The 22120-nt window shown below is 66.6% G+C and carries 27 protein-coding genes and 1 pseudogene; 23 read left to right on the top strand and 5 right to left on the bottom strand.

Going from position 1 to position 22120, the window contains the following annotated elements:
• Nucleotides 1-26: 26 nt before the first annotated feature.
• Nucleotides 27-1424, bottom strand: a complete 1398-nt coding sequence (locus tag SALA_RS00140) for a methyltransferase family protein (protein WP_041382865.1) — start codon at nucleotides 1422-1424, stop codon at nucleotides 27-29.
• Nucleotides 1425-1663: 239 nt separating this feature from the next.
• Here SALA_RS00140 and SALA_RS00135 point away from each other — a divergent pair, with 239 nt between their 5' ends.
• Nucleotides 1664-2872, top strand: a complete 1209-nt coding sequence (locus SALA_RS00135) for a M23 family metallopeptidase (protein WP_011540366.1) — start codon at nucleotides 1664-1666, stop codon at nucleotides 2870-2872.
• Nucleotide 2873: 1 nt separating this feature from the next.
• On the top strand, nucleotides 2874-3269 hold the full coding sequence (locus SALA_RS00130) for a bactofilin family protein (protein ID WP_011540365.1): 396 nt from the start codon (nucleotides 2874-2876) through the stop codon (nucleotides 3267-3269).
• A gap of 19 nt (nucleotides 3270-3288) precedes the next feature.
• On the opposite strand, the gene SALA_RS00125 is transcribed toward SALA_RS00130, so the two are convergent.
• Genes SALA_RS00125 through SALA_RS00115 form a run of 3 tightly spaced genes read right to left on the bottom strand, consistent with a single transcriptional unit; the run spans nucleotide 3289 to nucleotide 6915 of the window.
• Nucleotides 3289-5043 (bottom strand): sensor domain-containing diguanylate cyclase, encoded by a 1755-nt coding sequence (locus SALA_RS00125; RefSeq protein WP_011540364.1) that lies wholly within the window; start codon nucleotides 5041-5043, stop codon nucleotides 3289-3291.
• Nucleotides 5044-5097: 54 nt separating this feature from the next.
• On the bottom strand, nucleotides 5098-5397 hold the full coding sequence (locus tag SALA_RS00120; protein ID WP_011540363.1) for a DUF1905 domain-containing protein: 300 nt from the start codon (nucleotides 5395-5397) through the stop codon (nucleotides 5098-5100).
• A 9-nt stretch (nucleotides 5398-5406) separates the two neighbouring features.
• Nucleotides 5407-6915, bottom strand: coding sequence for a YifB family Mg chelatase-like AAA ATPase (locus SALA_RS00115; RefSeq protein ID WP_011540362.1), 1509 nt, complete (start codon nucleotides 6913-6915; stop codon nucleotides 5407-5409).
• Between the two features lie 162 nt (nucleotides 6916-7077).
• Here SALA_RS00115 and SALA_RS00110 point away from each other — a divergent pair, with 162 nt between their 5' ends.
• The 21 genes and pseudogenes from SALA_RS00110 to SALA_RS00015 all read left to right on the top strand — a co-directional run bounded on the left by SALA_RS00110 (nucleotide 7078) and on the right by SALA_RS00015 (nucleotide 20439).
• On the top strand, nucleotides 7078-7764 hold the full coding sequence (locus tag SALA_RS00110) for a TetR/AcrR family transcriptional regulator (protein WP_153802599.1): 687 nt from the start codon (nucleotides 7078-7080) through the stop codon (nucleotides 7762-7764).
• 71 nt (nucleotides 7765-7835) lie between these two features.
• Complete coding sequence (locus SALA_RS00105) at nucleotides 7836-8270, top strand: VOC family protein (protein WP_011540360.1); 435 nt, start codon at nucleotides 7836-7838, stop codon at nucleotides 8268-8270.
• Between the two features lie 73 nt (nucleotides 8271-8343).
• The gene (locus SALA_RS00100) at nucleotides 8344-8562 is read left to right on the top strand and encodes a DUF4287 domain-containing protein (protein WP_011540359.1); all 219 of its coding nucleotides are present in this window, start codon (nucleotides 8344-8346) and stop codon (nucleotides 8560-8562) included.
• Between the two features lie 29 nt (nucleotides 8563-8591).
• On the top strand, nucleotides 8592-9575 hold the full coding sequence (locus SALA_RS00095) for an alpha/beta fold hydrolase (protein WP_011540358.1): 984 nt from the start codon (nucleotides 8592-8594) through the stop codon (nucleotides 9573-9575).
• A gap of 25 nt (nucleotides 9576-9600) precedes the next feature.
• Nucleotides 9601-10272 carry a glutathione S-transferase family protein gene (locus SALA_RS00090; RefSeq protein ID WP_041383472.1) on the top strand — a complete coding sequence of 224 codons (672 nt, stop codon included), beginning with the start codon at nucleotides 9601-9603 and terminating at the stop codon, nucleotides 10270-10272.
• A 33-nt stretch (nucleotides 10273-10305) separates the two neighbouring features.
• A pseudogene (locus tag SALA_RS17415) lies at nucleotides 10306-10602 on the top strand (DUF1428 domain-containing protein); the annotation flags it as partial.
• A gap of 18 nt (nucleotides 10603-10620) precedes the next feature.
• Complete coding sequence (locus tag SALA_RS17410) at nucleotides 10621-11028, top strand: DUF1428 domain-containing protein (protein WP_049754691.1); 408 nt, start codon at nucleotides 10621-10623, stop codon at nucleotides 11026-11028.
• 48 nt (nucleotides 11029-11076) lie between these two features.
• The gene (locus SALA_RS00080; RefSeq protein ID WP_011540355.1) at nucleotides 11077-11748 is read left to right on the top strand and encodes a glutathione S-transferase family protein; all 672 of its coding nucleotides are present in this window, start codon (nucleotides 11077-11079) and stop codon (nucleotides 11746-11748) included.
• Nucleotides 11749-11750: 2 nt separating this feature from the next.
• Nucleotides 11751-12050, top strand: coding sequence for a DUF6958 family protein (locus tag SALA_RS00075; RefSeq protein WP_011540354.1), 300 nt, complete (start codon nucleotides 11751-11753; stop codon nucleotides 12048-12050).
• A gap of 39 nt (nucleotides 12051-12089) precedes the next feature.
• Nucleotides 12090-12893: a VOC family protein gene (locus SALA_RS00070; protein WP_011540353.1), complete on the top strand. Its 804-nt coding sequence runs from the start codon at nucleotides 12090-12092 to the stop codon at nucleotides 12891-12893.
• A 35-nt stretch (nucleotides 12894-12928) separates the two neighbouring features.
• On the top strand, nucleotides 12929-13432 hold the full coding sequence (locus SALA_RS00065) for a VOC family protein (RefSeq protein ID WP_011540352.1): 504 nt from the start codon (nucleotides 12929-12931) through the stop codon (nucleotides 13430-13432).
• A complete protein-coding gene (locus tag SALA_RS00060) occupies nucleotides 13419-13871 on the top strand; it encodes a hypothetical protein (protein ID WP_011540351.1) in 453 nt (150 codons plus the stop codon). Before SALA_RS00065 ends, SALA_RS00060 begins: the two co-directional genes overlap by 14 nt.
• The gene (locus tag SALA_RS00055) at nucleotides 13868-14530 is read left to right on the top strand and encodes a glutathione S-transferase family protein (protein WP_011540350.1); all 663 of its coding nucleotides are present in this window, start codon (nucleotides 13868-13870) and stop codon (nucleotides 14528-14530) included. Before SALA_RS00060 ends, SALA_RS00055 begins: the two co-directional genes overlap by 4 nt.
• A gap of 79 nt (nucleotides 14531-14609) precedes the next feature.
• The gene (locus SALA_RS00050; RefSeq protein ID WP_011540349.1) at nucleotides 14610-15386 is read left to right on the top strand and encodes an alpha/beta hydrolase; all 777 of its coding nucleotides are present in this window, start codon (nucleotides 14610-14612) and stop codon (nucleotides 15384-15386) included.
• Between the two features lie 383 nt (nucleotides 15387-15769).
• Nucleotides 15770-16078 (top strand): PGPGW domain-containing protein, encoded by a 309-nt coding sequence (locus SALA_RS00045; protein ID WP_049754556.1) that lies wholly within the window; start codon nucleotides 15770-15772, stop codon nucleotides 16076-16078.
• A 101-nt stretch (nucleotides 16079-16179) separates the two neighbouring features.
• Nucleotides 16180-16314, top strand: coding sequence for a 50S ribosomal protein L34 (gene rpmH, locus SALA_RS00040; protein ID WP_003046693.1), 135 nt, complete (start codon nucleotides 16180-16182; stop codon nucleotides 16312-16314).
• Nucleotides 16315-16343: 29 nt separating this feature from the next.
• On the top strand, nucleotides 16344-16682 hold the full coding sequence (rnpA, locus tag SALA_RS00035; RefSeq protein ID WP_041382854.1) for a ribonuclease P protein component: 339 nt from the start codon (nucleotides 16344-16346) through the stop codon (nucleotides 16680-16682).
• 220 nt (nucleotides 16683-16902) lie between these two features.
• Nucleotides 16903-17115, top strand: coding sequence for a membrane protein insertion efficiency factor YidD (yidD, locus tag SALA_RS00030; protein WP_011540346.1), 213 nt, complete (start codon nucleotides 16903-16905; stop codon nucleotides 17113-17115).
• A gap of 46 nt (nucleotides 17116-17161) precedes the next feature.
• Nucleotides 17162-18916 (top strand): membrane protein insertase YidC, encoded by a 1755-nt coding sequence (yidC, locus tag SALA_RS00025; RefSeq protein WP_011540345.1) that lies wholly within the window; start codon nucleotides 17162-17164, stop codon nucleotides 18914-18916.
• On the top strand, nucleotides 18913-19572 hold the full coding sequence (gene yihA, locus SALA_RS00020) for a ribosome biogenesis GTP-binding protein YihA/YsxC (RefSeq protein WP_011540344.1): 660 nt from the start codon (nucleotides 18913-18915) through the stop codon (nucleotides 19570-19572). Before yidC ends, yihA begins: the two co-directional genes overlap by 4 nt.
• A gap of 195 nt (nucleotides 19573-19767) precedes the next feature.
• Complete coding sequence (locus SALA_RS00015) at nucleotides 19768-20439, top strand: glutathione S-transferase family protein (RefSeq protein ID WP_011540343.1); 672 nt, start codon at nucleotides 19768-19770, stop codon at nucleotides 20437-20439.
• A 147-nt stretch (nucleotides 20440-20586) separates the two neighbouring features.
• On the opposite strand, the gene dnaA is transcribed toward SALA_RS00015, so the two are convergent.
• On the bottom strand, nucleotides 20587-21948 hold the full coding sequence (dnaA, locus tag SALA_RS00010; RefSeq protein WP_011540342.1) for a chromosomal replication initiator protein DnaA: 1362 nt from the start codon (nucleotides 21946-21948) through the stop codon (nucleotides 20587-20589).
• Nucleotides 21949-22120 lie beyond the last annotated feature (172 nt).

Genomic DNA, 22120 nt, shown 5'->3' with positions numbered 1-22120 from the left:
GATGGGGAGGATCTTGGAGCGGCGCGCTAGGCCACCGGCCCCACCCGCGCGTCGGGTTCCAGCCGGACCAACGGGCGCGCCCGCCCCGTCAGTTTCGCGATCAGCCGCGGTACCGGCGCCTGCGCCTGTGCCCAGTTCCAATAGGCGACATAGGCCGGATCGCCGAGCAGATGCTTTTCCTCGGTCTTGGCGCGCCAGTAATAAATGCCGCTGACAAGGCCGAGCAGCACGACATTGCGCGCCGCCTCGACCCAGCCGCCCGCGGTGACAAGGAAGGGCAGCGCGCCGATCCACCAGGTCAGATTTTTCGCCACATAGGCGGGATGGCGCGTGAAGGCATAGGGGCCGTGGGTGATGATGCCGCGGTGCGTCAGGTTCGAAAAGCGGATGCCGAACGCCATCGTCGCCCAGCTGTAAACCGCGGTCAGCAGCACCAGCACCGCCCCCCAGAGGACCAGCAGGCCGTCATGCCCCGCGAGCCAATGCCCCCAGTCAGCGCCATGGACCTGATAATCGAGCGGCCCGCCGCTCATCAGGATGAAGGGCGGATAGCAGACGAGCGCCGCGACCCACGCCATGCCATAGGGGTTGGCGGTGCGGATATGCGCGTCGAGCGGCTTCAAGGTCAGTATATAGCCCACCGTCGCGATATGGACGTCGACGAGATAGAGGAGATTGATCGCCCAGATGCCGGTCAGATAGGGGTTCGCGAGCACCTCGGCCATCGGCACGGTGACGAGCGCCGAAAAATTGCCGGGCACGATCGACAGCATGAAGGCGGTGAAAAAACCCTTCACCGCCCAGGCGCGCAGATGATGGCCGATCGCGCGGCCATCGACGGGTTTGCCGGGCGCGATCAGCCAGCGCCCGAATTGGTAACAACCGTCGCGCGGCTCGATCATGCGGCGGTCGAGCCACAGCATATAGGGCACCGAGACAAGGAGCAGCCACGGCGCGACGCGCTCCAGCAGGTTCATCGAAAAGGCGTAATTGCCCTCCCAATAATAGCGCATCGTCCCATAGATCAGCGCGATCAGCCCCCAGGTCGCCCACAGCCCGGCGAGCTTGGTCAGGCTGATGTCGAGTGTGTCGCGCCATGGGCGCCGCAGCGCCCAGTCGATCCCTGTCGACGGATTGCGGTGCACCTTGTCGACGAACACCGACCAGAGCACCATCGGCACGCCGCAGGCGAGCACGCTGGCGACCGCCGAATTGGGTCCGCTCATCGGCCCCCGGTCGCCCCAGTCGATCCCCAGAAAGGCGGCGACCTCGGGCGCGAAGCGCGCGAGCAGCAAATAGGTCAAAAGACCGGCCAGCCCGACCAGGCCGACCCCCGCGCTGACCGCCGAACGCGGGCGCGCGGGCGCCGGGACGACGGGATCGCTGGCCGCCTCGGCAGCGCGGATCGGAGCGGATTCGGCCATGATATGCACCGCTTACCCCTAGCCAAAATTGGTAAGCAAGCCGTCAATATAAGCCGCCGATTCGCACGTCATTTCGCGCCAGATTGGCAGCGTTCCGCCGTGTTGACACCGTTCACCGCGCGTTGGTTTCGACTCACCCCGACTCGGCGCCCAAAGATTCGCCTGGGTCCGTTCGGCCTGTTAAGGCGCGCATCAATCGGGGCGGAGGGCTCCAAAAACAAACAAGATGGGGTCGCCACTTGTCGTCGAAACCAACGGGCCTGCGCGATGTGCGCCAGCGCTTTAACGCGCTGTTTCAGGACCATGAAATCTTCGTTCGCACGCACGGCCACGTCCGTTTCTTGCGTGTCAGCGCCCTCTGGCAGAAACGCGTCGCGCTGATCGCCGGGCTGGTGCTGCTCGCCTGGGCGGGCGCAACGCTTGCCGTGCTCGTCAACCAGCTGCTCACCGCCGACGAACGCGCGGCGGTTGCGGCGCAGAAAGCCGCCGCCGCCGCGTCCGAGGCGCGCATCGCCAAATATCGCGACCGCGTCGCCGAAACCGCCGCCGATCTCGAAGAGCGACAGGCGCTGCTTGAAAGCGTCGCCGAAAGTCATTTCGGCATCGATCCGGCCGACATGGCCACCGCCGCCCAAAAAACGCATACGTCGGACGCCGCGCCCGCCGAACCCGTCAAGACGAGCGCGATCGACCCGAACCTGCCGCCCGAAGCACAAGTGCTGGCGCGGCTCGCAGCGCGGCAGGAGGCCTTTGCCGCACGCCTGCTCGGCGCCGTCAAGGACCGTGTCGCAAAAGCCGAAACCGCGGTTGCAGCTCTTGGCCTCAACCCCGACACGCTGGTGCGCAACGCCGCGGCCGGTCGCGGCGGTCCCTTCATTCCCTTTCGTGGCCGCGGGGGTCAGGCCAAGGCGCTCGGCGCCAGCTTCGCCGCGCTCGATGGTGCGCTGTTCCGCATGGAAGTTCTCGAACGCACGCTCGTCGCGGTGCCGTCGGGCAATCCCGCCAATGTTCTGATGATGTCGTCGGGCTTCGGCTATCGCCGCGACCCCTTCACCGGCGCCGGCGCGATGCACGCGGGCGTAGACTTCCGCGGCCCGATCGGCACGCCGATCCTTGCCGCCGCGCCGGGCCGCGTCAGCTTTGTCGGCGTCAAGTCGGGCTATGGCAATGTCGTCGAAGTCGATCATGGTCAGGGCATCATGACGCGCTATGCCCACTTGTCGGGGTTCACGACCAGGGCGGGGGTCAAGGTCGCCGCGGGGCAGCAGATCGCCAAGATGGGTTCGACCGGCCGGTCGACCGGCAGCCACCTGCATTTCGAAGTCCGTTTGAACGGCGTCGCGGTCAATCCGCGCCGCTTCCTGGAGGCCAAAGCCGATGTTCTCGAAGTCAAAAACGACGCACGACAGCGAGTCGTCTCCGTCGCTGCCGCCCGCGGTGACCGCTAAGATGGCGACGGGCGCGCGCCACACGACCTTCTCGATCCTGGGGTCGGACGTCGTCGTCACCGGTAATGTGGCGGCAAGCGTCGATCTGCACGTCGACGGCAAGATCGAGGGCGACCTCAAATGCGCCAACCTCGTCCAGGGCGAGGCGAGCGAGATCAAGGGCGCGGTGACCGCCGAAACGGCAAAGATCGCGGGCCTGCTCGACGGATCGATCGAGGCCAAGACGCTGATCGTTCACGCCACCGCGCGGATCACCGGCGACGTGACCTACGAAACGATCACCATCGAAAATGGCGGCAAGGTCGACGGCAAGCTGTCGCACCGCCGCCATGGCGCGATGGCGGCCAAGGCGCCGCCACCGCTCGAGGTGGTCGAAAACAAGGCGGCTTCGCTCTGATCGCCAGCATCGCGGCGCGCTATTTCAACAGCACGATCTCGCGGCTTGGCGCGCGCGGCGGTCCGTCGCGGTACCGCTGGACGATGACCCTGTTGCGGCCGCCGCGCTTGGCGTCGTAAAGTGCTTCGTCGGCGACGCGATAGAGCTGCTTGAAATCGCACGCCGGACGCACTTCGGCGACGCCGATACTGGCCGTCACCGGTCGGTCGCCGACGATGACACTATGGTCGCAGTCGGCAAGGCCGCGCCGGATGCTCTCGGCAAAACGGCTGAGGACAATACCCTCCATGCCGATCGTCAGCAGGCCGAACTCCTCGCCGCCCAGCCGCGCGACGGTACACATCGGCCCTTCCCAGCGTTCGATCCGCTGTCCGATCGTACACAGCACCGCGTCGCCCGCCTCGTGACCATGGATGTCGTTGATCGACTTGAAGCGGTCGATATCGACGAGCAGCAGCGCCGCGGGCAGATTGCCGACGCGTGCACGGTCGAGCAGCGGGGTGACGCTGTCGATGAAGCCGCGCCGGTTCGCAAGGCCGGTGAGCGGGTCGCGGCGCGCCAGCGTCTGCGCCCGTGCCTCGGCATCGCGGGCATGGTCGCGCTCGATCCGAAGCTGCGCGAGGCGGCGCGTGGCGGCGGCGGCCAGCCAGAGCGCCTGCCAGGTCGCGGCGACCAGCATGACGAATTGCGAGCCGCCGCCCCAGAAGTCCTTGTTGACGTCGACGATGTGGATGAACGCCAGCACCGCCATCGGCAGCCCCCACGCCGCCAGAAAGTCGCGCGCCTCGACCGATCCGCGCCGCCACGCCAGCGCGAGATAGATCGCCACGACGATCAGGTCGGCGAGGATGGCGAAGCCCAACAGGTCGGCGAGCAGGCTGAGGTCGCCGCGGCGGATCAGCGCGAGCGGGATGCCCGCCAGACCGACGCCGACGCCAAGGAGCAATGCGACGATCCTGAGGCCCCGCACGCCCCGGCCGCGCTCGACCGCGGTGACGGCGCTCGCCGTCGCCACCGCAATGGCAAGACAGGCAAGAAAGGTGCAGATTTGCGCCGTCGCCGTCCCGGCCATCGTCGGCAGGAGCGCCAGGTGCGCCTGCGACCAGAGCGTGCCCCATAGCAGCATCGTCGCCGACCACCCCGCTTGCCAGGCGAGATATTGGCGGCGCACCGCAACCGCGAGCGACAGGCTGTAAATGCCGCTGACGAGCAGCAGCGTCAGCGCAGCGCCGATCGCCGCGGCCATGCCCGAGGCCTGCACCCCTGCCTCATCCGCCGGGAGGATGCGCGCGCGGACAAGTTGGTGCGCGGCAAGGCCATCGAAACGCATCGTCACGGCCGTTACCGGCACAGCGCGCGGGGGTGCATCGAACAGGATCTGCCCGCCGGCGCGCCAGTGCGATCCGAAATCGCCGCTGCGCACCCGCTGCCAGCGTGTTGTGCCGTCGGCATAGGAAAAGCCGACCGCCAGCCGGTCGAAGCGCGAATTGTGCAGCATCAGCGCCAGGCCGCCCTGCACCGGCCGCTCGTCGAGCGTGGTGCGGAGCCACAGGCTTTGCTTCTGATAATCATCGGGGGTGCCGCGGCAGGCAAAGCGCAGGCGCGGCAGCGCATCGTCGCCGAGCGCGGTGCCGCTCACCGCGTGGCACAGGTCGCGCTCGACGTCGAGCGCGCGGGCCTGCGCGGGTGTCGCGGGCATGGTGAGCAGCATGAGGCCAAGCAGGCCCCAGAGCCGACCGCAGCGCGTCGCGAGAGGAGAGCATCCCCCAGTCATCGCCGCGCTATCCCACCAAATCCTTGGGAAATCTTTACCATGGCGCGGCGTTCTTCAACATTTGCCGTCGCGGCCGACACGGAGCGACACGGCGACACGATCGCCAGGCCCCACCCCTTCGGCGCGCTGCACGGCGAGCTTGATCGCCAACAGATAGCCGCCGTCACGCGGAAAGAGCGAGGTTGTGAACTGCGTCGCGCCAACGCGCGCGACCGGGACCACGCCCCAACCATAGCTCGCCGTCATCGCGGCATGGCGAAGAGCACCGACATGCTCGTCGGGGATGGCAGCGAACAGGAAGGGCGCCGGCCCGCGCCATTCGATGATTGCGCTCTCGAAATCGATCGCCTCCACGTCCGCGCCCTAATTCCTCGGTGCCTGGCGGCGATAGCTCAGCGCCTCGGCGATATGGATGCGACCAACGGTTTCGGAGCCCGCAAGGTCGGCGATCGTCCGCGCGACGCGCAGGATTCGCGTATAGCCGCGCGCCGACAGCCGCATCGCCTCGGCGGCTTGCGCGAGCAGCTTGCGCCCGGCTTCGTCAGGCATCGCGACCGCTTCGAGCAATTCGCCGTCGATTTCGGCATTGGTGCGCGCCCTGAGCTCCGCATAGCGCCGGGTCTGCACATCGCGCGCCGCCGCGACGCGTGCGGCGACTTCGGCGCTGCCTTCGGCGGGGGGCGGCAGGGTGAGGTCGGCGGCGCTCACCGCCTGTACCTCGACGTGCAGGTCGATGCGGTCGAGCAGCGGCCCCGACAATTTCGCCTGATAATCGGCGGCGCAGCGCGGCGCGCGGCTGCACGCGAGCGCGGGGTCGCCAAGATGGCCGCAGCGGCACGGGTTCATCGCCGCGACGAGCTGGACGCGCGCGGGAAAGGTGACATGCGCATTGGCGCGCGCTACGCTGACCTCGCCCGTTTCGAGCGGCTGGCGGAGCGAATCGAGCACCCCGCGCTGAAACTCGGGCAGCTCGTCGAGGAACAATACGCCGAGATGCGCGAGACTGACCTCGCCCGGCCGCACGCGCAGACCCCCGCCGACGAGCGCGGGCATCGACGCCGAATGGTGAGGGCTGCGAAACGGCCGCGCGCGTACCAGCCGCCCGCCGTCGAGCTGTCCGGCGACCGAGGCGATCATCGACACCTCCAGCGCCTCGGCGGGGGTCAGCTCGGGCAATATGCCGGGCATGCAGGCGGCCATCAGCGACTTGCCCGCGCCCGGCGGGCCCGACATCAAAAGGTTGTGTCCGCCCGCCGCGGCGATTTCGAGCGCGCGCTTGGCGGTTTCCTGCCCCTTCACCTGCGCGAGATCGGCGCCGCGCGCCGGCGCCGCGACTTCGCCCGGCACTGGCGGCGGAAGCAGGGCATTGCCTTTGAAATGGTTGAGCAGCGACAGGAGGTCGGGCGCGCCGATCACCTCGACATTGCCCGCCCACGCCGCTTCGGGGCCCTGCGCCGCGGGGCAGATGAGGCCGCGCTCGACGCTGCCCGCGTGGAGCGCAGCGAGCAGCACGCCGGGCGAGGCGGCAACGCGCCCGTCGAGGCCGAGTTCGCCGACGACGACGTACGACGCCAGCGTTTCGGCATCGATCACCCCCATCGCGCCCAGAAGCGCGAGCGCGATCGGCAGGTCATAGTGCGAGCCTTCCTTGGGCAGGTCGGCGGGCGAGAGGTTGACGGTGATGACCTTGGGCGGGAGCGACAGGCCGATCGCGGCGATCGCGGCGCGGACGCGCTCGCGGCTTTCGCCGACCGCCTTGTCGGGCAGGCCGACGAGGACGAAGCGCGGAACGCCTGGCGTGATCTGGCACTGCACCTCGACCCCGCGGGCCTCGATGCCGAGATAGGCGGCGGTTGAGACGATTGCGACCATTTGCTCCCCCGGAACAGCACGATGTGCCCCCTTTGTTCCGAGGCCTTCTTAGGCGAAGCGGCGGAAAGGTCGAGTCTTTTTCGGAAGTTGGCGAAGGTGCCGCGTAGCGTGGGGTCGCTCGGGTGTTTGACAACATACCAACCAGTCGGTATGTCGATTCGCATGACGACGAATCAGACGCCCCCTTCCCCCGACGCCGTCGCCCGCTCCGCCCCCCGGGCGGGCGGCGGCACCTCGGCTGGCCGCGCCCCGCGCGGCAGTGCCCGCGCGGCGCTGATCGCGGCGGCACATCAGCTGGTGCGGCGACAGGGTTATGCGGCAACGACGGTCGACCAGATCTGCGCCGCCGCGGGCGTGACCAAGGGCGCCTTTTTCCACCATTTCGCGTCAAAGGAGGCGCTCGCCGTCGCCGCCGCCGAGGGCTGGACCGACCGCGCGCGGCCGCTGTTCGAGCTGCCGCCGCATACTCGGCTCGACGATCCGCTCGATCGCCTGCTCGGCCATATCGATTTCCGCCTGTCGATGCTGAGCGGTCCGACCGAGGAATATACCTGCTTCGTCGGCACGATGGTGCAGGAAGCCTATGCGACGAGCGACGCGATCCGCGAAGCGTGCGAAGCGAGCCTCAATGCCTATTGCGAAGCGCTCGTCCCCGACATCGAGGCGGCGTTCGACCGCCATGGCAGGCCCGAAGGCGTCAGCGCCATCGGCCTTGCCCGCCACGTCCAGGCGGTGCTGCAAGGATCGTTCATCCTCGCCAAGTCCGCGAATGCCCCCGCGATCGCCCGCGAGAGCGTCACCCATCTGAAGCGCTATGTCGCCATGTTGTTCGAACGGAGCGCCGCATGATGATGTCCCACATAATTGCCCCGGCGCGCCGATCGCGCTGACCTGATCCCCCCAAGAAAAGGAGAAAGACGATGCCCCGGATGATTTTCGTGAACCTGCCCGTCACCGACCTCGACAGATCGAAGGCCTTTTACGAGGCGGTCGGCGCGGTCAACAATCCCGCCTTCACCGACGAGACCGCCGCCTGCATGGTCGTCGAGGAAGGGTCGATCCACGTCATGCTGCTCAGCCATGAAAAATGGGCGAGCTTCACGTCGAAGATGATCCCCGACGCGCGCACGACCGCGCAGGTGCTGCTCTGCGTTTCGGCCGACAGCCGCGAGGCAGTCGACGGACAGGTCGACAAGGCGGTCAAGGCGGGCGGCAAGGCCGACCCGACCCCGACGCAGGATTTCGGCTTCATGTACGGCCGCAGCTTCGAAGACCCCGACGGCCACATCTGGGAAGTGATGTGGATGGACCCCGCCGCGATCCCCGCCGGCGAACCCGCCGAAGCCGCCGCCTGACCCGGCAGGCGATGGCGCGCTCTCCCTGTCTCGCCATCGCCTGTTTACCCCCGCAGCCCGAAAGGCCGCTTGCATGTCCTTCCAAGCCTATCTCGACAATGTTCGGACCAAAACGGGCCAATCCGCCGATGATTTGCGGGCACAGGCGACGCAAAAGGGCCTGGCCGACGACGCGGGCCTCGCGCCCGGGGTCAAGGCCGGTGCGGTGATCGACTGGCTGAAGGCCGATTACGGCCTGGGCCACGGCCACGCCATGTCGGTCGTCGCCTTCATCAAAGGCAAACGAAGCTAGGCTTCGTCAAACTATAGAGGATTATATCCATGACAGGTTTTTCTCCCCCCCGGATTTTCCGTCGCCGCCATTCGGGCGTCGCCGCCGCGCTCGCCCTGCTGGCCAGCGCCGCCGTCGTCGCGGCGCTGCCCCAACCCGCATATGCCCAACAGCCCGCAACGACCACCGCATCGGCCAGCGCCGCCAGGACGGGGCATGCGACGGTCAACGGCGTGCGCATCGCCTATGCGGTGCATGGCGACCCGACATCGAAGCAGACGCCGTTGCTGGTGCTGCACGGCGCGTTCATGTCGGGCGAAGCGATGGCACCCTTCGTCACCCCCTTTGTCGCATCGCGCCCCGTCATCACCATCGACGCACGCGGCCACGGCCGCACCGGCAAGGTCGGCGGTGCGTTCAGCTATGACCAGATGGCCGACGATGCAGCCGCCGTCCTCGCGTCGCTGCGCGTCGAACGCGCCGATGTGCTGGGCTATTCGATGGGCGGCAGCACCGCGATCGCGATGGCGGTGCGCCACCCGGAACGCGTCGGCAAACAGGTGATCATTTCGGGCGCCGCCAGGCTCGACGGGTGGGTTCCCGAAGTGTTGGAGGGCATCGCCAAAATGACCCCCGAAATGTTCGCCGGCACCCCGATGGAGACCGAGTATAAACGGCTGTCGCCAACCCCCGACGCCTTTCCCGACCTGGTCGCGGCGATCAAGCACATCGATTCGACGCCCTTCGCCTATAGCGACGCACAATTGCGCGCGATTCCGGGCAAGACGATGATCATTTTGGGCGACGCCGACGGCATCACATTCGAGCACGCGATCAAGCTGTTCAAGCTGCGTGGCGGCGCCGACATCGCAACGGCAACGCAGGGGTTCATGACCCAGCCACCCAAGGCGCGCCTGTCGATCCTGCCCGCGACATCGCACATCGGCGTTATGGCCGAAGCCCCCACGATCGCGGAACAGGCCATCGCCTTTCTGGACGATGCCATGCCGCCAATGCCCGAAGGCTTTTTCTGACACCCCGTCCCCAAGGAGAGAAATGATGCCGATCAACCCCGACGCCGCCATCGTGCTCACTGCCTTTGACTGGGTTCCCGATTTCGCGCGCGGCTTTGTCCGCGACCTGCGCCCGCGCTGGGCATGCGAGGAAATCGGCCTCGATTATGCCGAGCATCTGATCAGCGCGGTCAACCGCCCCGCCGACCATTTCCTGTTCCAGCCCTGGGGGCAGGTGCCGGTGCTCAACGACGGCGGCATCCGTTTGTTCGAAAGCGGCGCGATCCTGCTTCACCTCGCCGAAAAGGACGAACGGCTGATGCCGCGCGATGCGCAGGGCCGCGCCAACACACTCGCCTGGCTGTTCGCCGCCTATAACAGCGTCGAACCGATGCTGTTCGAACTGGGCAATGTCGATATTTTCTCGAAGGACGAGGAATGGGCGAAGCTCCGCCGCCCCGGCCTGATCGACTTCATTCGTGGCCGGCTCGGCCGTCTCAACGACGCGATGGGCGACAAACCCTATCTGACCGGCGACTTCACCGTCGCCGACATTGCGATGGCGACCGTGCTGCGCGAAGCCGTCGAGGCGGGACTGATCGCCGAACAGCCGCGGCTCCAGGCCTATCTCGACCGATGCCTGGCACGGCCTGCCTTTCGACGTGCGCTCGACGCGCAGCTTGCCGCGTTCCGTGAAGAGGCGGGTCCGCCTGCCTGATTACAGTTTCCTGCCCCCGAAAGGAGAGAGACGATGACCTATGTAGAAGGATTTGTGGTCGCGGTGCCGACCGCCAACAAGGACGCCTATCGCAGGCACGCCGCCGATGCGGCGCCGCTGTTCAGGGAGTTTGGCGTGACGCGGATGGTCGAGGCGTGGGGCGATGACGTGCCCGACGGCAAGGTCAACGATTTCAAGGGCGCGGTGCAGGCGAAGGCCGACGAGACCGTCGTGTTCAGCTGGTTCGAATATCCCGACAAGCAGGTGCGCGATGCCGCCAATGAAAGGATCATGTCCGACCCGCGGATGCAACAGATGGGTAGCGACATGCCGTTCGACGGCAAGCGGATGATCGTCGGCGGTTTCGAAACGATCCTCGACGATCGCGGCACCGGCGCCACCGGCTATGTCGACGGCTTTGTCGCCCCCGTCCCCGATGCCAACAAGGACCGCTATCGCGCGATGGCGAAAATGGCGTCGGAGATATTCATCGAACATGGCGCCACGCGCGTTGTTGAAAATTGGGGCGACGACGTCCCCGACGGCAAGATCACCGACTATGCCCGCGCCGCGCACAAAAAGGACGGCGAGACCGTCGTGTTCAGCTGGGTCGAATGGCCCAGCAGGGAAGCGCGCGACAGCGGCTGGGAAAGGGTGATGGCCGACGAGCGGATGAACCCCGGCCCCGAAGAAGAGCGCCCCTTCGACGCCAGGCGCATGATCTATGGCGGCTTCGTCCCGATCGTCGAGGCGTGATGCGGTCATCCCCCTGTGGCGCAGCCATGGAGCGGATCAGGAGGAACAATGATGATCAAACTTTACGGAACCCCGCCGACCCGCGCCCTGCGCGCGATCTGGCTGCTCAATGAACTCGACCTGCCGCACGAGATCATCCCGATCGACCTCGGCGCGGGCGAACAGTTGACGCCCGATTTTATGGCGCTCAACCCCGCCGCCAAGCTGCCGGTGCTCGTCGATGGCGCCATGGTGGTCAGCGAATCGGCGGCGATCCAGCTCTATCTCGCCGACAAATATGGCGAACGCTTCCCCGGCGGCGGGCTGATCCCCGCCACTGCCGAAGATCGCGGCCGCATGTATCACTGGCTGTTCTTCCTGATGACCGAGATCGAGGCACCGCTGTGGCGGATCGCGCTCCACAATTTCATCTATGATCCCGAGGAAAAGTCGGAGGCCGAAATCGCGCTGGCGAAGCGCGACGCCGCACGGATGGTTGCAGTGCTCGAACAGCATATGCAGGGGCGCGACGTCCTGGTCGGCGACGCGCTGACGGTGGCCGATTTCAACGCCGCCTTCACGCTCGACTGGGCGCGCGAGGAAGCGCTGCTGGACGATGCCCCGGCGCTCCGCGCCTTTCTGGACCGCATGTACGCGCGGCCCAGGGCGCCGGTGACGATCGCTGCGGCATTTGCGGCGCTGGAGGCGGTGGCCGCCGACGCCGACGGGGCGAGGGCTTGACGATGGGCAGGACCAACGACCGCGTCGACATGCTGAACGTCAACAGCCCGAACCATGTCGTGCGGGTCGAGCGCGTGAAATATGAGGCGATGCGCGATGCGATGCTGACGGTGGTGCCCACCGAAGCGCCCGGCCTGACCGCCGCCGAGATCAAGGAGCGCCTGCTGCCACTGCTCCCCGAGGTGCTGTTCCCCGGCGGGGCCAAGGCCGGCTGGTGGCAAAAGGGCGTCCAGCTCGACCTCGAGGCGCGCGGGCAGATGGCGCGCTCCGACACCAGGCCGCTGCGCTTCTACCGGCCCTGAGGCTGCATTTCGGAACAGGCTTTTGCAAGGAGAAGAAGGATGACCAATCCCCCAGGCAGCTTCATCTGGTACGAACTGATGACGAGCGACCCCGACGGCGCGGCGCGCTTTTACGGCGCGGTTGTCGGCTGGACGATCGCGGCGCACAGCGACCCCGGCGCGCCCGGCGGCGTCGATTACCGGATGATCGTCCGCACGAATGGCGGTAACGCGGGCGGCGTGTTGGCGCTCAATGCCGACATGATCGCGGGCGGCGCGCGGCCGGGCTGGCTCGGCTATCTTTACACCCCCGACGTCGATGCGGCGGTCGCAGCGATCACCGCCGACGGCGGCACCGTACACATGCCGGCGCACGACCTGCCCGTCGGGCGTATCGCGATGGTCGCCGATCCGCAGGGCGCGCCCTTTTACATCATGAATCCGATTCCGCCCGAGGGCGAACCCGACAAGGTTGCCGACGCTTTTTCGGTGACCGAGGCGCAGCATATACGCTGGAACGAACTGGCGACGAGCGAACCCGACACCGCGATCACATTCTATCAGCGGCATTTCGGCTGGGGACAGGAAGGCGCGATGGATATGGGCGAACTTGGCCAATATCGCTTCCTCCAGCACGGCGGCGACATGATTGGCGCGGTGATGCCGCTGATGGAGGGGATCCCCGCGCCGACGTGGACCTTTTACATCGGCGTCGACGACATCGACCGCGCGCGGGGTGCGGTCGCCGCGAACGGCGGGACGATCACCAACGAACCGATGGAAATACCGGGCGGCGAATATGCGATGAACGCCATCGACCCGCAGGGCGCGGCGATCGGCTTTGTTGGGCCGCGCAAAGGCTGACCCCCCATACCCCCCAGGCAATATGAAGGAGAGTGATGATGAGCAAGCCCCCCCTGACCCTATGCCTCTGGTACGAAGGCGACGCCGAGGAAGCGGCCAGTTTCTATGCCGAAACCTTTGCCGACAGCCATGTGGGCGCCGTCCACCGCGCACCCGGCGACACGCCGGGCGGCAAGGAAGGCGATGTGCTGACCGTCGAGTTCACGCTGCTCGGCACGCCGTGCCTCGGCCTCAACGGCCCACCGATCTTCAAGCATAGCGAGGCCTTTTCCTTCATCGTCCACACCGACACGCAGGAGGAAACCGACCGGCTGTGGGACGCGATTGTCGGCAATGGCGGGCAGGAAAGCATGTGCGGCTGGTGCAAGGACAAATGGGGCGTGAGCTGGCAGATTACCCCGCGCGTCCTGATCGAAGCGACGACGAGCAGCGACAAGGCCGCCGCCAAGCGCGCGTTCGAGGCGATGATGACGATGAAAAAGATCGACATCGCGGCGATCGAGGCCGCGGTGCGGGGCGAAGCCGTTGGCGCGGCGTAGTCCCGCGCTCTTCGCCTGGGCGCTCTGTGGCACGCTCGACATCGTCTATGCGGCGGTATCGAGCGTACTTCAGGGCGGCACCGTGCCGGGCATGTTGCGCGGCGTGGCGAGCGGGCCGTTCGGCGACGCTGCGCGGGACTGGGGCGCCGTGGGCGCCGCGGCGGGGCTGGCGACGCATTTCGCGATCATGGGCGCGATGGTCGCGGCATGGTTTTTCGTCGCGCGGCGCTGGAACGCGCTCACCCTATGGCCGTGGTGGCTGACGGGGACGCTCTATGGGTTGCTGCTCTACCTCGTGATGAACGCCGTCGTGCTGCCGCTGCGCTTCGGATCGCCCTTTCCGCCCGCCGACCCCGCGCAGGGGCTGATCGCGCTCTTGCCACATATCATGTTCGTCGGCTGGCCGCTCGCCTGGATGAAGCGAAAGGAACGTCGATGACCCTGATCTTCTATGGCCACCCCTTCTCTTCATACACGTGGAAGGCACTGATCGCGCTGTACGAAAAGGGTATCGATTTCGACTATCGCGCACTCGAAACCGAAGCCCCCTTCACTCATTATGACGAACTGCGGGCCCATTGGCCGGTGGGACAGTTTCCCCTGATCGTCCATGACGGGCAGGCGCTGTTCGAATCGAGCATCATCATCGAGTATCTCGACCAGATTGTCCCCGAACCGTGCATGGTTGCCGCCGATCCGAAGGTGGCGCTCGACGTGCGGTTTCTGGACCGGATATTCGACAATCATTTTCAGGCGCGTTTTCAGGCCGTGGTCGCCGAATATCTGCCGTTCATCACGGCAACGCCCGATCTTGCCCGCGTCGAGCGCGCGCGCGATCTGCTCGAAAAAGCCTATGGCTGGCTCGAGACCAGGCTGCCCAACGACGGCTGGGCCACGCCGCACGGCTTTTCGTTGGCCGACTGCGCCGCGGCGCCCGCGCTTTTCTATGCCGACTGGGTTCACCCGATCGATCCGCGCCATGTCAGGGTGCGTGCGTATCGTGCGCGTCTGAACGCACGGCCCAGCGTCGCGCGTTGTATCGAGGAAGCACGTCCCTATCGCGCTTTCTTCCCGCTTGGCGCGCCCGACCGCGATTAAACGTCCCGCAACGGGGTTAACGCGGCGCTGACGCTGCCGCTTTGCCAATTGGTCATCGCGGGCGCGCGAAGGCTGGGGCATGGCTTCGCCGTCTGCCCTGCTGCGCACGCTGATCGTCGCCGCGCTCGCCGCGGTGCTGGCGTTCGCGCCCGCGCAGGCACAGCGGGTCACGGTCGTCACCACGACGGTGACATGGACCCATGCCGACGCGGGCGACGATGACTTGGGCTATATCGAGGAGGATGCGGCGCTCCTCGATGACGAAGCGCTGGCCGAGGAAGAGGCGTTCGCGGCGACGCGGCGCTATGCGCCCACCGCCACGCTCGCGACGCCGGGACAGGCGAAGGCGAGCTTCGGTCCCTTTTCGGTGATCGACGCCGCAACGGCGCGGATGGCGGGCGACGTCACTTCGGCGACCCCGCGCCAGTTCGCCGCGATGCTCGCCGCCTTTCCGGGGCTGAAGAGGATCGAGATGATCGACTGCCCCGGCAGCCTCGACGAGGACGCCAATCTGGCGCTGGCGCGCGCGATCCGCCGCGCGGGACTGGAAACCGTGGTGCCCGCGGGCGGCTCGATCCGCTCGGGCGCGGTCGAGCTGTGGCTCGCCGGCGCCACGCGCCGCGCGGCGCCCGACGCCGAGTTCGGCGTGCATAGCTGGGCCGACGAATATGGGCGCGAGGCGAACGACTATCCGGCGAACGATCCAGTCCACGCCGACTATATCGCCCTTTATCGCGAAATGGGCATGGACGCCGCGAAGGCGCGCGAATTTTACGCGCTGACCAATGCGACGCCATTCGACGAGGTGCGTTACCTGACCCGCGACGATATGGCGCGGTTTGTCGCGCTCAACTGACTATCACCGCCAGGGCGCGTCGCGCGCCGGGCATGCTGACCCTAACAATTGCCTTTGACGCCGTCGGCACAGTCGCCGACCGATTCAATATCTTTTCCCGCGCCTTCAACGGTGTTGCACGCAGACAGAAACAATATCGAACCGCTAATGGCGAAAATCGTCAGAATCCTTTTCATTCTCTCTCTCCGGCAGCAATGCGAAGCGCCCGCGAAGGGCCTACATGACGGACAACAGCGGCCTGAACCGATCGTTCCGTCGATCGGGGCCGCGCCCGCCGAAGCGTTCGAAAAAACCGCCCGACCGGGGAGAATGATGGTGCGTCGCGGCGGCACGGCAACTGCTTTAGTCTTGTAACACGCCGCCGTCTCCCCCACATCGCCCCCATGGCAAAGCGGAGCCTCTACCAGCGATTACGGTCGAATGCGCAGGTGCGCACGGCCTTGTTCGCGCTCGGCGTGCTGCTGATGCTCGTCGGAATCGCGATCGGGCCGCTGCCGGGGCCGGGTTTCCTGATCGTCTTTCCGCTGGGGCTGATGCTCTGCCTTCAGAACAGCGCGTGGGCGAAGCGCGTCTATGTCCGCTTCAAGTGGCGGCACCCCCGCTATGGCGCATGGACCGACCGGGTTATGCGCCGCGTCAGCGCCGCGCGGCGGCGTGCGCGCCGCGCGCCGGAAACGCCAGATGGCGATTGACTTTGGGCCGACTCTTGCTTATCCGCGCCCCCAACGGTGGCCGCCCACGCTTGGCGGCCCTTTTCTGTTGCAGCATTTGACGAGATCTAGGGAAAACCGCGATGAAGCGCACCTATCAACCGAGCCGCCTCGTGCGCAAGCGCCGTCACGGCTTCCGCGCCCGCAAGGCCACCGTCGGCGGTCGCAAGGTTCTGGCCGCCCGCCGCGCCCGCGGCCGCAAGAAGCTGTCGGCCTGACCGCCGACGCTTCGCCGCCAGCGCGTCTGGTGCGAACGCTTAACAAACGCAGCGAATTTCTGGCCGCCAACCGCGGCCTTCGCTTTCCCATGCCCGGCTTTGTCCTGCTCGTCCGCCCGCGCGGCGACGATTCCGACGCGCTGGGCATCGGCTATACCGTCAGCAAGAAGGTCGGGAACGCGGTCACGCGCAACCGGATGAAGCGCCGCTTTCGCGAACTCGCGCGGGCACTGCTTCCCGAATCGGGGATCGCCGGCGCCGACCATGTGCTGATCGGTCGCCCCGGCGCCAACGACATCGCCTTTGCCGAGCTTGGCGAGCAGCTCGATTCGGCATTGAAGCGCGCGGCGAAGAAGCTCGCACGATGAATCGCCGCTCCCCGTTCCTGCCGGTCGTCCTCTCCCCTGAAGGGGAGAGGATAGCGCAGCTTGCTCAGCGAGGAGCTAGCGAAGCCTGGAGAGGGAAACAACCGCTCGTGACGCAACCCCCTCTCCAGCTCCGGCTAGGCGCTGCGCGCCAAGCCTCCATATCCTCTCCCCTGAAGGGGAGAGGGCAGGACGTTTCGCAGCTTCTAGCAGGGCTTCCCGCATGATCGCCCGCCTGCTCATCCTGATCGCGCGCGCCTGGCAGCTGGGCCCGTCGCGCGTCCTGCCGCCGACCTGCCGCTATGCGCCGTCGTGCAGCGAATATGCGATCGTCGCGCTTCGGCGCCATGGCGCGATCAAGGGTGGCTGGATCGCGACAAAGCGGCTATTGCGCTGCCATCCTTGGGGCGGTCACGGCTACGACCCGGTGCCTTAGTGCCCGCATCCCCCGACATTTTTGAGACGAAGAGAGATCGAAGAGCGTGGACGACAAGCGTAACCTGATCGCGGCAATCCTGTTGTCGGTGGCGATTTTGATCGGCTGGAACTTCGTCGCCGAGCGGTTTTTCCCGACCCCCGACCAGCCCGATGTGACCAAGACCGTCGCCGGCGCCAACGGCGCGCCCGCGACCGCGCCCACGGCGCAGGGCCAGCCGAGCGCGCTGCCCGCCCCGACGGCGGCCACCCCCGCGGCGGCGCAGGCGATCCGCCCGGTCGACGTCGTGCTCGCCGAAGGGCAGCGCATCCCGATCGAAACCCCGGCAATCCGCGGCTCGATCAACCTCGTCGGCGCGCGCATCGACGACATCACGCTCACCAAATATCGCCAGACGATCAAGAAGGACTCGCCCGCGGTGCGGCTGTTCGCGCCGGGCGGCACCCCCGCCGCCTATTTTGCCAGCCTCGGCTGGACGGCGCAGGGCATTCAGCTTCCGGGCGCGGGCACCGTCTGGACTGCGAACGGAACGAAGCTGACCCCGACCACCCCGGTAACGCTGAGCTGGACGAACACGACCGGCCAGACCTTCCGCATCGAATATAGCATCGACGCCAATTACCTGATCACCGCGAAGCAGACGGTGGTGAACGCCGGCACCGCGCCGGTGTCGCTCAGCAGCTTTGCGCTCATCGACCGCCTCGGCAAGCCGACCGACCCGCACGAGGTCGACAGCTGGACGATCCATGTCGGGCCGACCGGCTATCTCGACGGCAAGTCGGTGTTCGACATCGACTATGACGACCTCGAGGAAGCGCCGAACCGCAGCGTGCGCTACACTTCGGCAGGCTGGCTGGGCTTCACCGACAAATATTGGCTCGCCGCGATCGTCCCGGCGAAGGGCGAACGCGTGACCGCGGCGATCAGCTCGCCTGCGACGAACAATTACCAGACCTTGTTCGCGCGTGATTTTACGCAGGTCGCGCCGGGCCAGCAACTGACGGCGACGAGCCGCATCTTTGCGGGCGCCAAGGAAGTCGAGATTCTCGAAACCTATCAGGACGACCAGGGCATCACCCGCCTGTCGAACGCGATCGACTGGGGCTGGTTCGAGTTTTTCGAGGTGCCGATTTTCAAGCTGCTCCACTGGCTGTTCGAGAAGGTCGGCAATTTCGGGCTCGCGATCATGGCGCTGACGCTGATCATCCGCCTGCTGATGTTCCCGATCGCCAACCGGCAGTTTTCGTCGATGGCACAGATGCGCGTCGTCCAGCCGAAGATGAAGGCGCTGCAGGAGCGCTACAAGGACGACAAGCCCAGGATGCAGCAGGAGCTGATGAAGCTCTATAAGGACGAGAAGATCAATCCGCTCGCGGGCTGCCTGCCGATCGTCATCCAGATCCCGATCTTCTATGCGCTGTACAAGGTGCTGATGCTGGCGATCGAAATGCGCCACCAACCGTTCATCCTGTGGATCAAGGATCTGTCGGCGCCCGATCCGCTGCACATCCTCAACCTCTTCGGCCTCTTGCCCTTCACCCCGCCGTCGATCCTGGCGATCGGGCTGCTCGCGGTGATCCTGGGCGTGACGATGTGGCTGCAGTTCCGTCTGAACCCCGCCCCCGCCGACCCGGTGCAGGCGCAGGTGTTCAAGATCATGCCGTGGCTGTTCATGTTCATCATGGCGCCCTTCGCGGCGGGCCTGCTGCTTTACTGGATCACCAACAATATCCTGTCGATCGGGCAGCAGCAGTGGATGTATCGCAAGTTCCCGGCGCTGAAGGCGGCGCCGGCGAAGTGAGCGAGATCGAACTCGAACCCGGTGCGGATCCCGAACGGGCGGAGCGCGCGCGCAAGCTGTTTTCAGGCCCGATCGCCTTCCTGAAATCGGCGCCCGCGCTTCAGCATCTGCCTGTGCCGTCGGTGCCGGAGATTGCCTTTGCGGGTCGATCGAACGTCGGCAAATCGTCGCTGCTCAACGCGCTGACCAACCGCAACGGCCTCGCGCGCACCTCGGTCACGCCGGGACGCACGCAGGAACTCAACTATTTCGACGTGGGCGAACCGCCGGTGTTCCGCCTCGTCGACATGCCCGGTTACGGCTTTGCCAAGGCGCCGAAGGATGTCGTCAGGAAATGGCGCTTCCTGATCAACGATTACCTCCGCGGACGGCAGGTGCTGAAACGCACATTGGTGCTGATCGACAGCCGCCACGGCATCAAGGATGTCGACCGCGATGTGCTCGAAATGCTCGACACCGCGGCGGTGAGCTACCGCCTCGTGCTCACCAAGGCCGACAAGATCAAGGCGAGCGCGCTCGCCGACGTCCATGCCGCGACCGAGGCCGAGGCGCGCAAACACCCCGCCGCGCACCCCGAGGTGATTGCGACGAGCAGCGAGAAAGGCATGGGGATCGCCGAACTGCGCACCGCGGTGCTGGAGGCGGTGGAATTATAGATGATCCTCTCCCCTTGCGGGAGAGGATGGTGAAGGTTGCGGACTGGTCCGCTACCGTAACCTGGAGAGGGGGAAGCGGCCCGCCGGGCCGCGGCGAGCCACGGGCTCGCATCACCCTCTCCCAGCTTCGACTAGCCAGCAAGCTGGCAAGTCTGCGCAACCCTCCCCCGTCAAGGGGGAGGGAGGAGGATTGGCATGAAACTCTTTATCGGCAACAAGGCCTATTCGAGCTGGAGCCTGCGCGGCTGGCTCGCCGCCAGGCACAGCGGCCTGCCGTTCGAGGAGGTCACCGTCCCGCTCTACAACGAAGAGTGGAACCAGCGGCGCGAGGGCGACGAGTTCGCGCCGTCGGGCGGCAAGGTGCCGATCCTGTGGGACGGCGCCGACATCGTCGTGTGGGACAGCCTGGCGATCATCGACTATCTCAACGAAAAGACCGGCGGGACGCGCGGATACTGGCCCGACGATATGGCGGCGCGCGCGATGGCGCGGTCGATGGCGGCCGAAATGCACTCGAGCTTTGCGGCGCTGCGCCGCGAGCACAGCATGAACATCCGCCGCATCTATCCCGCCGCCGAGCTCACCCCCGAAGTGCAGGCCGACGTGATCCGCATCCTCCAGATCTGGGCCGAAGCGCGCGCGCGGTTCGGCGGCGAAGGCGACTATCTGTTCGGCGACTGGTCGGCGGCCGACATGATGTTCGCGCCGGTGGTGACGCGCTTCATCACTTACTCGATCCCGCTGCCCCGCTTTGCCCTGCCCTATGCACAGGCGGTGATCAGCCACCCGCACATGCAGGAATGGATCGGCGGCGCACAGGCCGAGGACTGGGTGATCGAGAAGTTCGAGGGGCCGGTCGAGGGATAGCGCGGGGCCGCTTTCGACCGGAAGCAGCCATGTCTTCATCGTCATCCCGGACTTGATCCGGGATGACAAGGCTGGACGATGACTGCCCGCATGACCGCCGCGCGCTGTGGATAGTCCCGTGGATAACCCTCGGGACGGACCTGTGGATCAGCTGTTGAGACTGCGCCGGATCGCGGCGATTTCGGCGTCGAGTTCGCTGTCGGCGACGCGCAACGCCTCGACCGTGCGCACGGCGTGGATCACCGTCGAATGGTCGCGGCCACCGAAACGGCGCCCGATTTCGGGATAGGAGCGCGGCGTGAGTTCCTTCGCCAGATACATGGCGACCTGACGCGGGCGGGCGACCGCGCGGACGCGGCGCTTCGAGCTCATGTCCGATCTGTCGAGCCGGTAGTGCGCGCACACCGCGCGCTGGATCTCGTCGATCGTGATGCGCGGGCGCGCCGAGCGGACATTTTCGGCAAGCCGGTCTTCGGCGAGCATGAGGTCGATGCGCGCGCCGGTGAGCGCGGCATAAGCGAGCAGCTTGTTGAGCGCGCCCTCGAGCTCGCGGATATTGCGCGTGAAATGCTTGACCAGCCAGGCGATGACATCGTCGGGCACCTCGACCATCGGCATCGCGGCGAGCCGCTGGCGGATGATGCGTTCGCGCAAATCATCCTCGGGCGCCTCGATATCGGCGACGAGCCCGCCCGACAGGCGCGACAAGAGCCGCGCCTCGACCCCGTCGAGCATCGCAGGCGGACGGTCGGCGGTGACGACAAGGCGCTTGCCCGCCGTCATCAGGTCGTCGATCGTGTGGAGCAGTTCCTCCTGCGTCGAATTCTTGCCGATAACGAATTGCAGATCGTCGAGCAGCAACAGATCGGCGGCGCGCAGCCGCGCCTTGAACGCCATCATGTCGCCGCCGCGCATCGCGCCGACGAATTCGAGCATGAACTTTTCCGCCGACATCAGGATGATCGTCGCGGTCGGGTGTGCGGCGGCATAATCCTGCGCGATCGCTTGCAGGAGATGCGTCTTGCCCTGCCCGGTGCCCGAACAGAGATAGAGCGGGTTGAACTGCGGCCGCTCGACCATCGCCATCCGGCGCGCGGCGTTGGCGGCGAGGATGTTCGAGCGCGCGACGACAAAGCGGTCGAACGACAGCCGCGGGTCGAAACCGAGCAGCGCGGGGTTGGCCGCGGGAGCGGCCGGCGCGTCGAACGTGGGAAGTGGCACCGAGGCCAGCGTTGCGGCGCGCTCGGTCGCCGCCACGCCGCCGCGCACGCTGACGCTGCGTACCGCAGGCAATTGCTGCCGCCACGCGAGTTCGAGCCGGTCACCGAAGCGTTCGTTGATCCAGTTCGCCGAAAAACGGCTCGCGGTCTCCAGCGTCACCACGCCCGACAGCGCGCAATAGTCGGCGAAGCGCACGGGCTTGAGCCAATGATCGAAGGTGCGGGCGCCAAGGTCGCGGCGCAGGCCCTCGGCGACGCGCGGCCAGAGCGCTGCGGCATCACCGCTCACTGCTCCGTCCCTTGCATTCTGCCCATGCCGATTGCCGCTCTCTGTCACGCCGTGCCGCCCCCTGTAATCCCCGCGCGCCGACGTATCGGGCAGCCGCCACGCGCCAATTCGTCGCCTGCGCCGGGCACAGGCGGGCCATCCGGGACAAGCGGCCCGAAAAGATGCGAATCAT

The organism is Sphingopyxis alaskensis RB2256 (assembly GCF_000013985.1).
GTDB classification, from domain to species: domain Bacteria; phylum Pseudomonadota; class Alphaproteobacteria; order Sphingomonadales; family Sphingomonadaceae; genus Sphingopyxis; species Sphingopyxis alaskensis.
The sequence above is the reverse complement of the archived record's forward strand: the minus strand, read 5'-3'. Positions and strand labels throughout refer to the sequence as shown.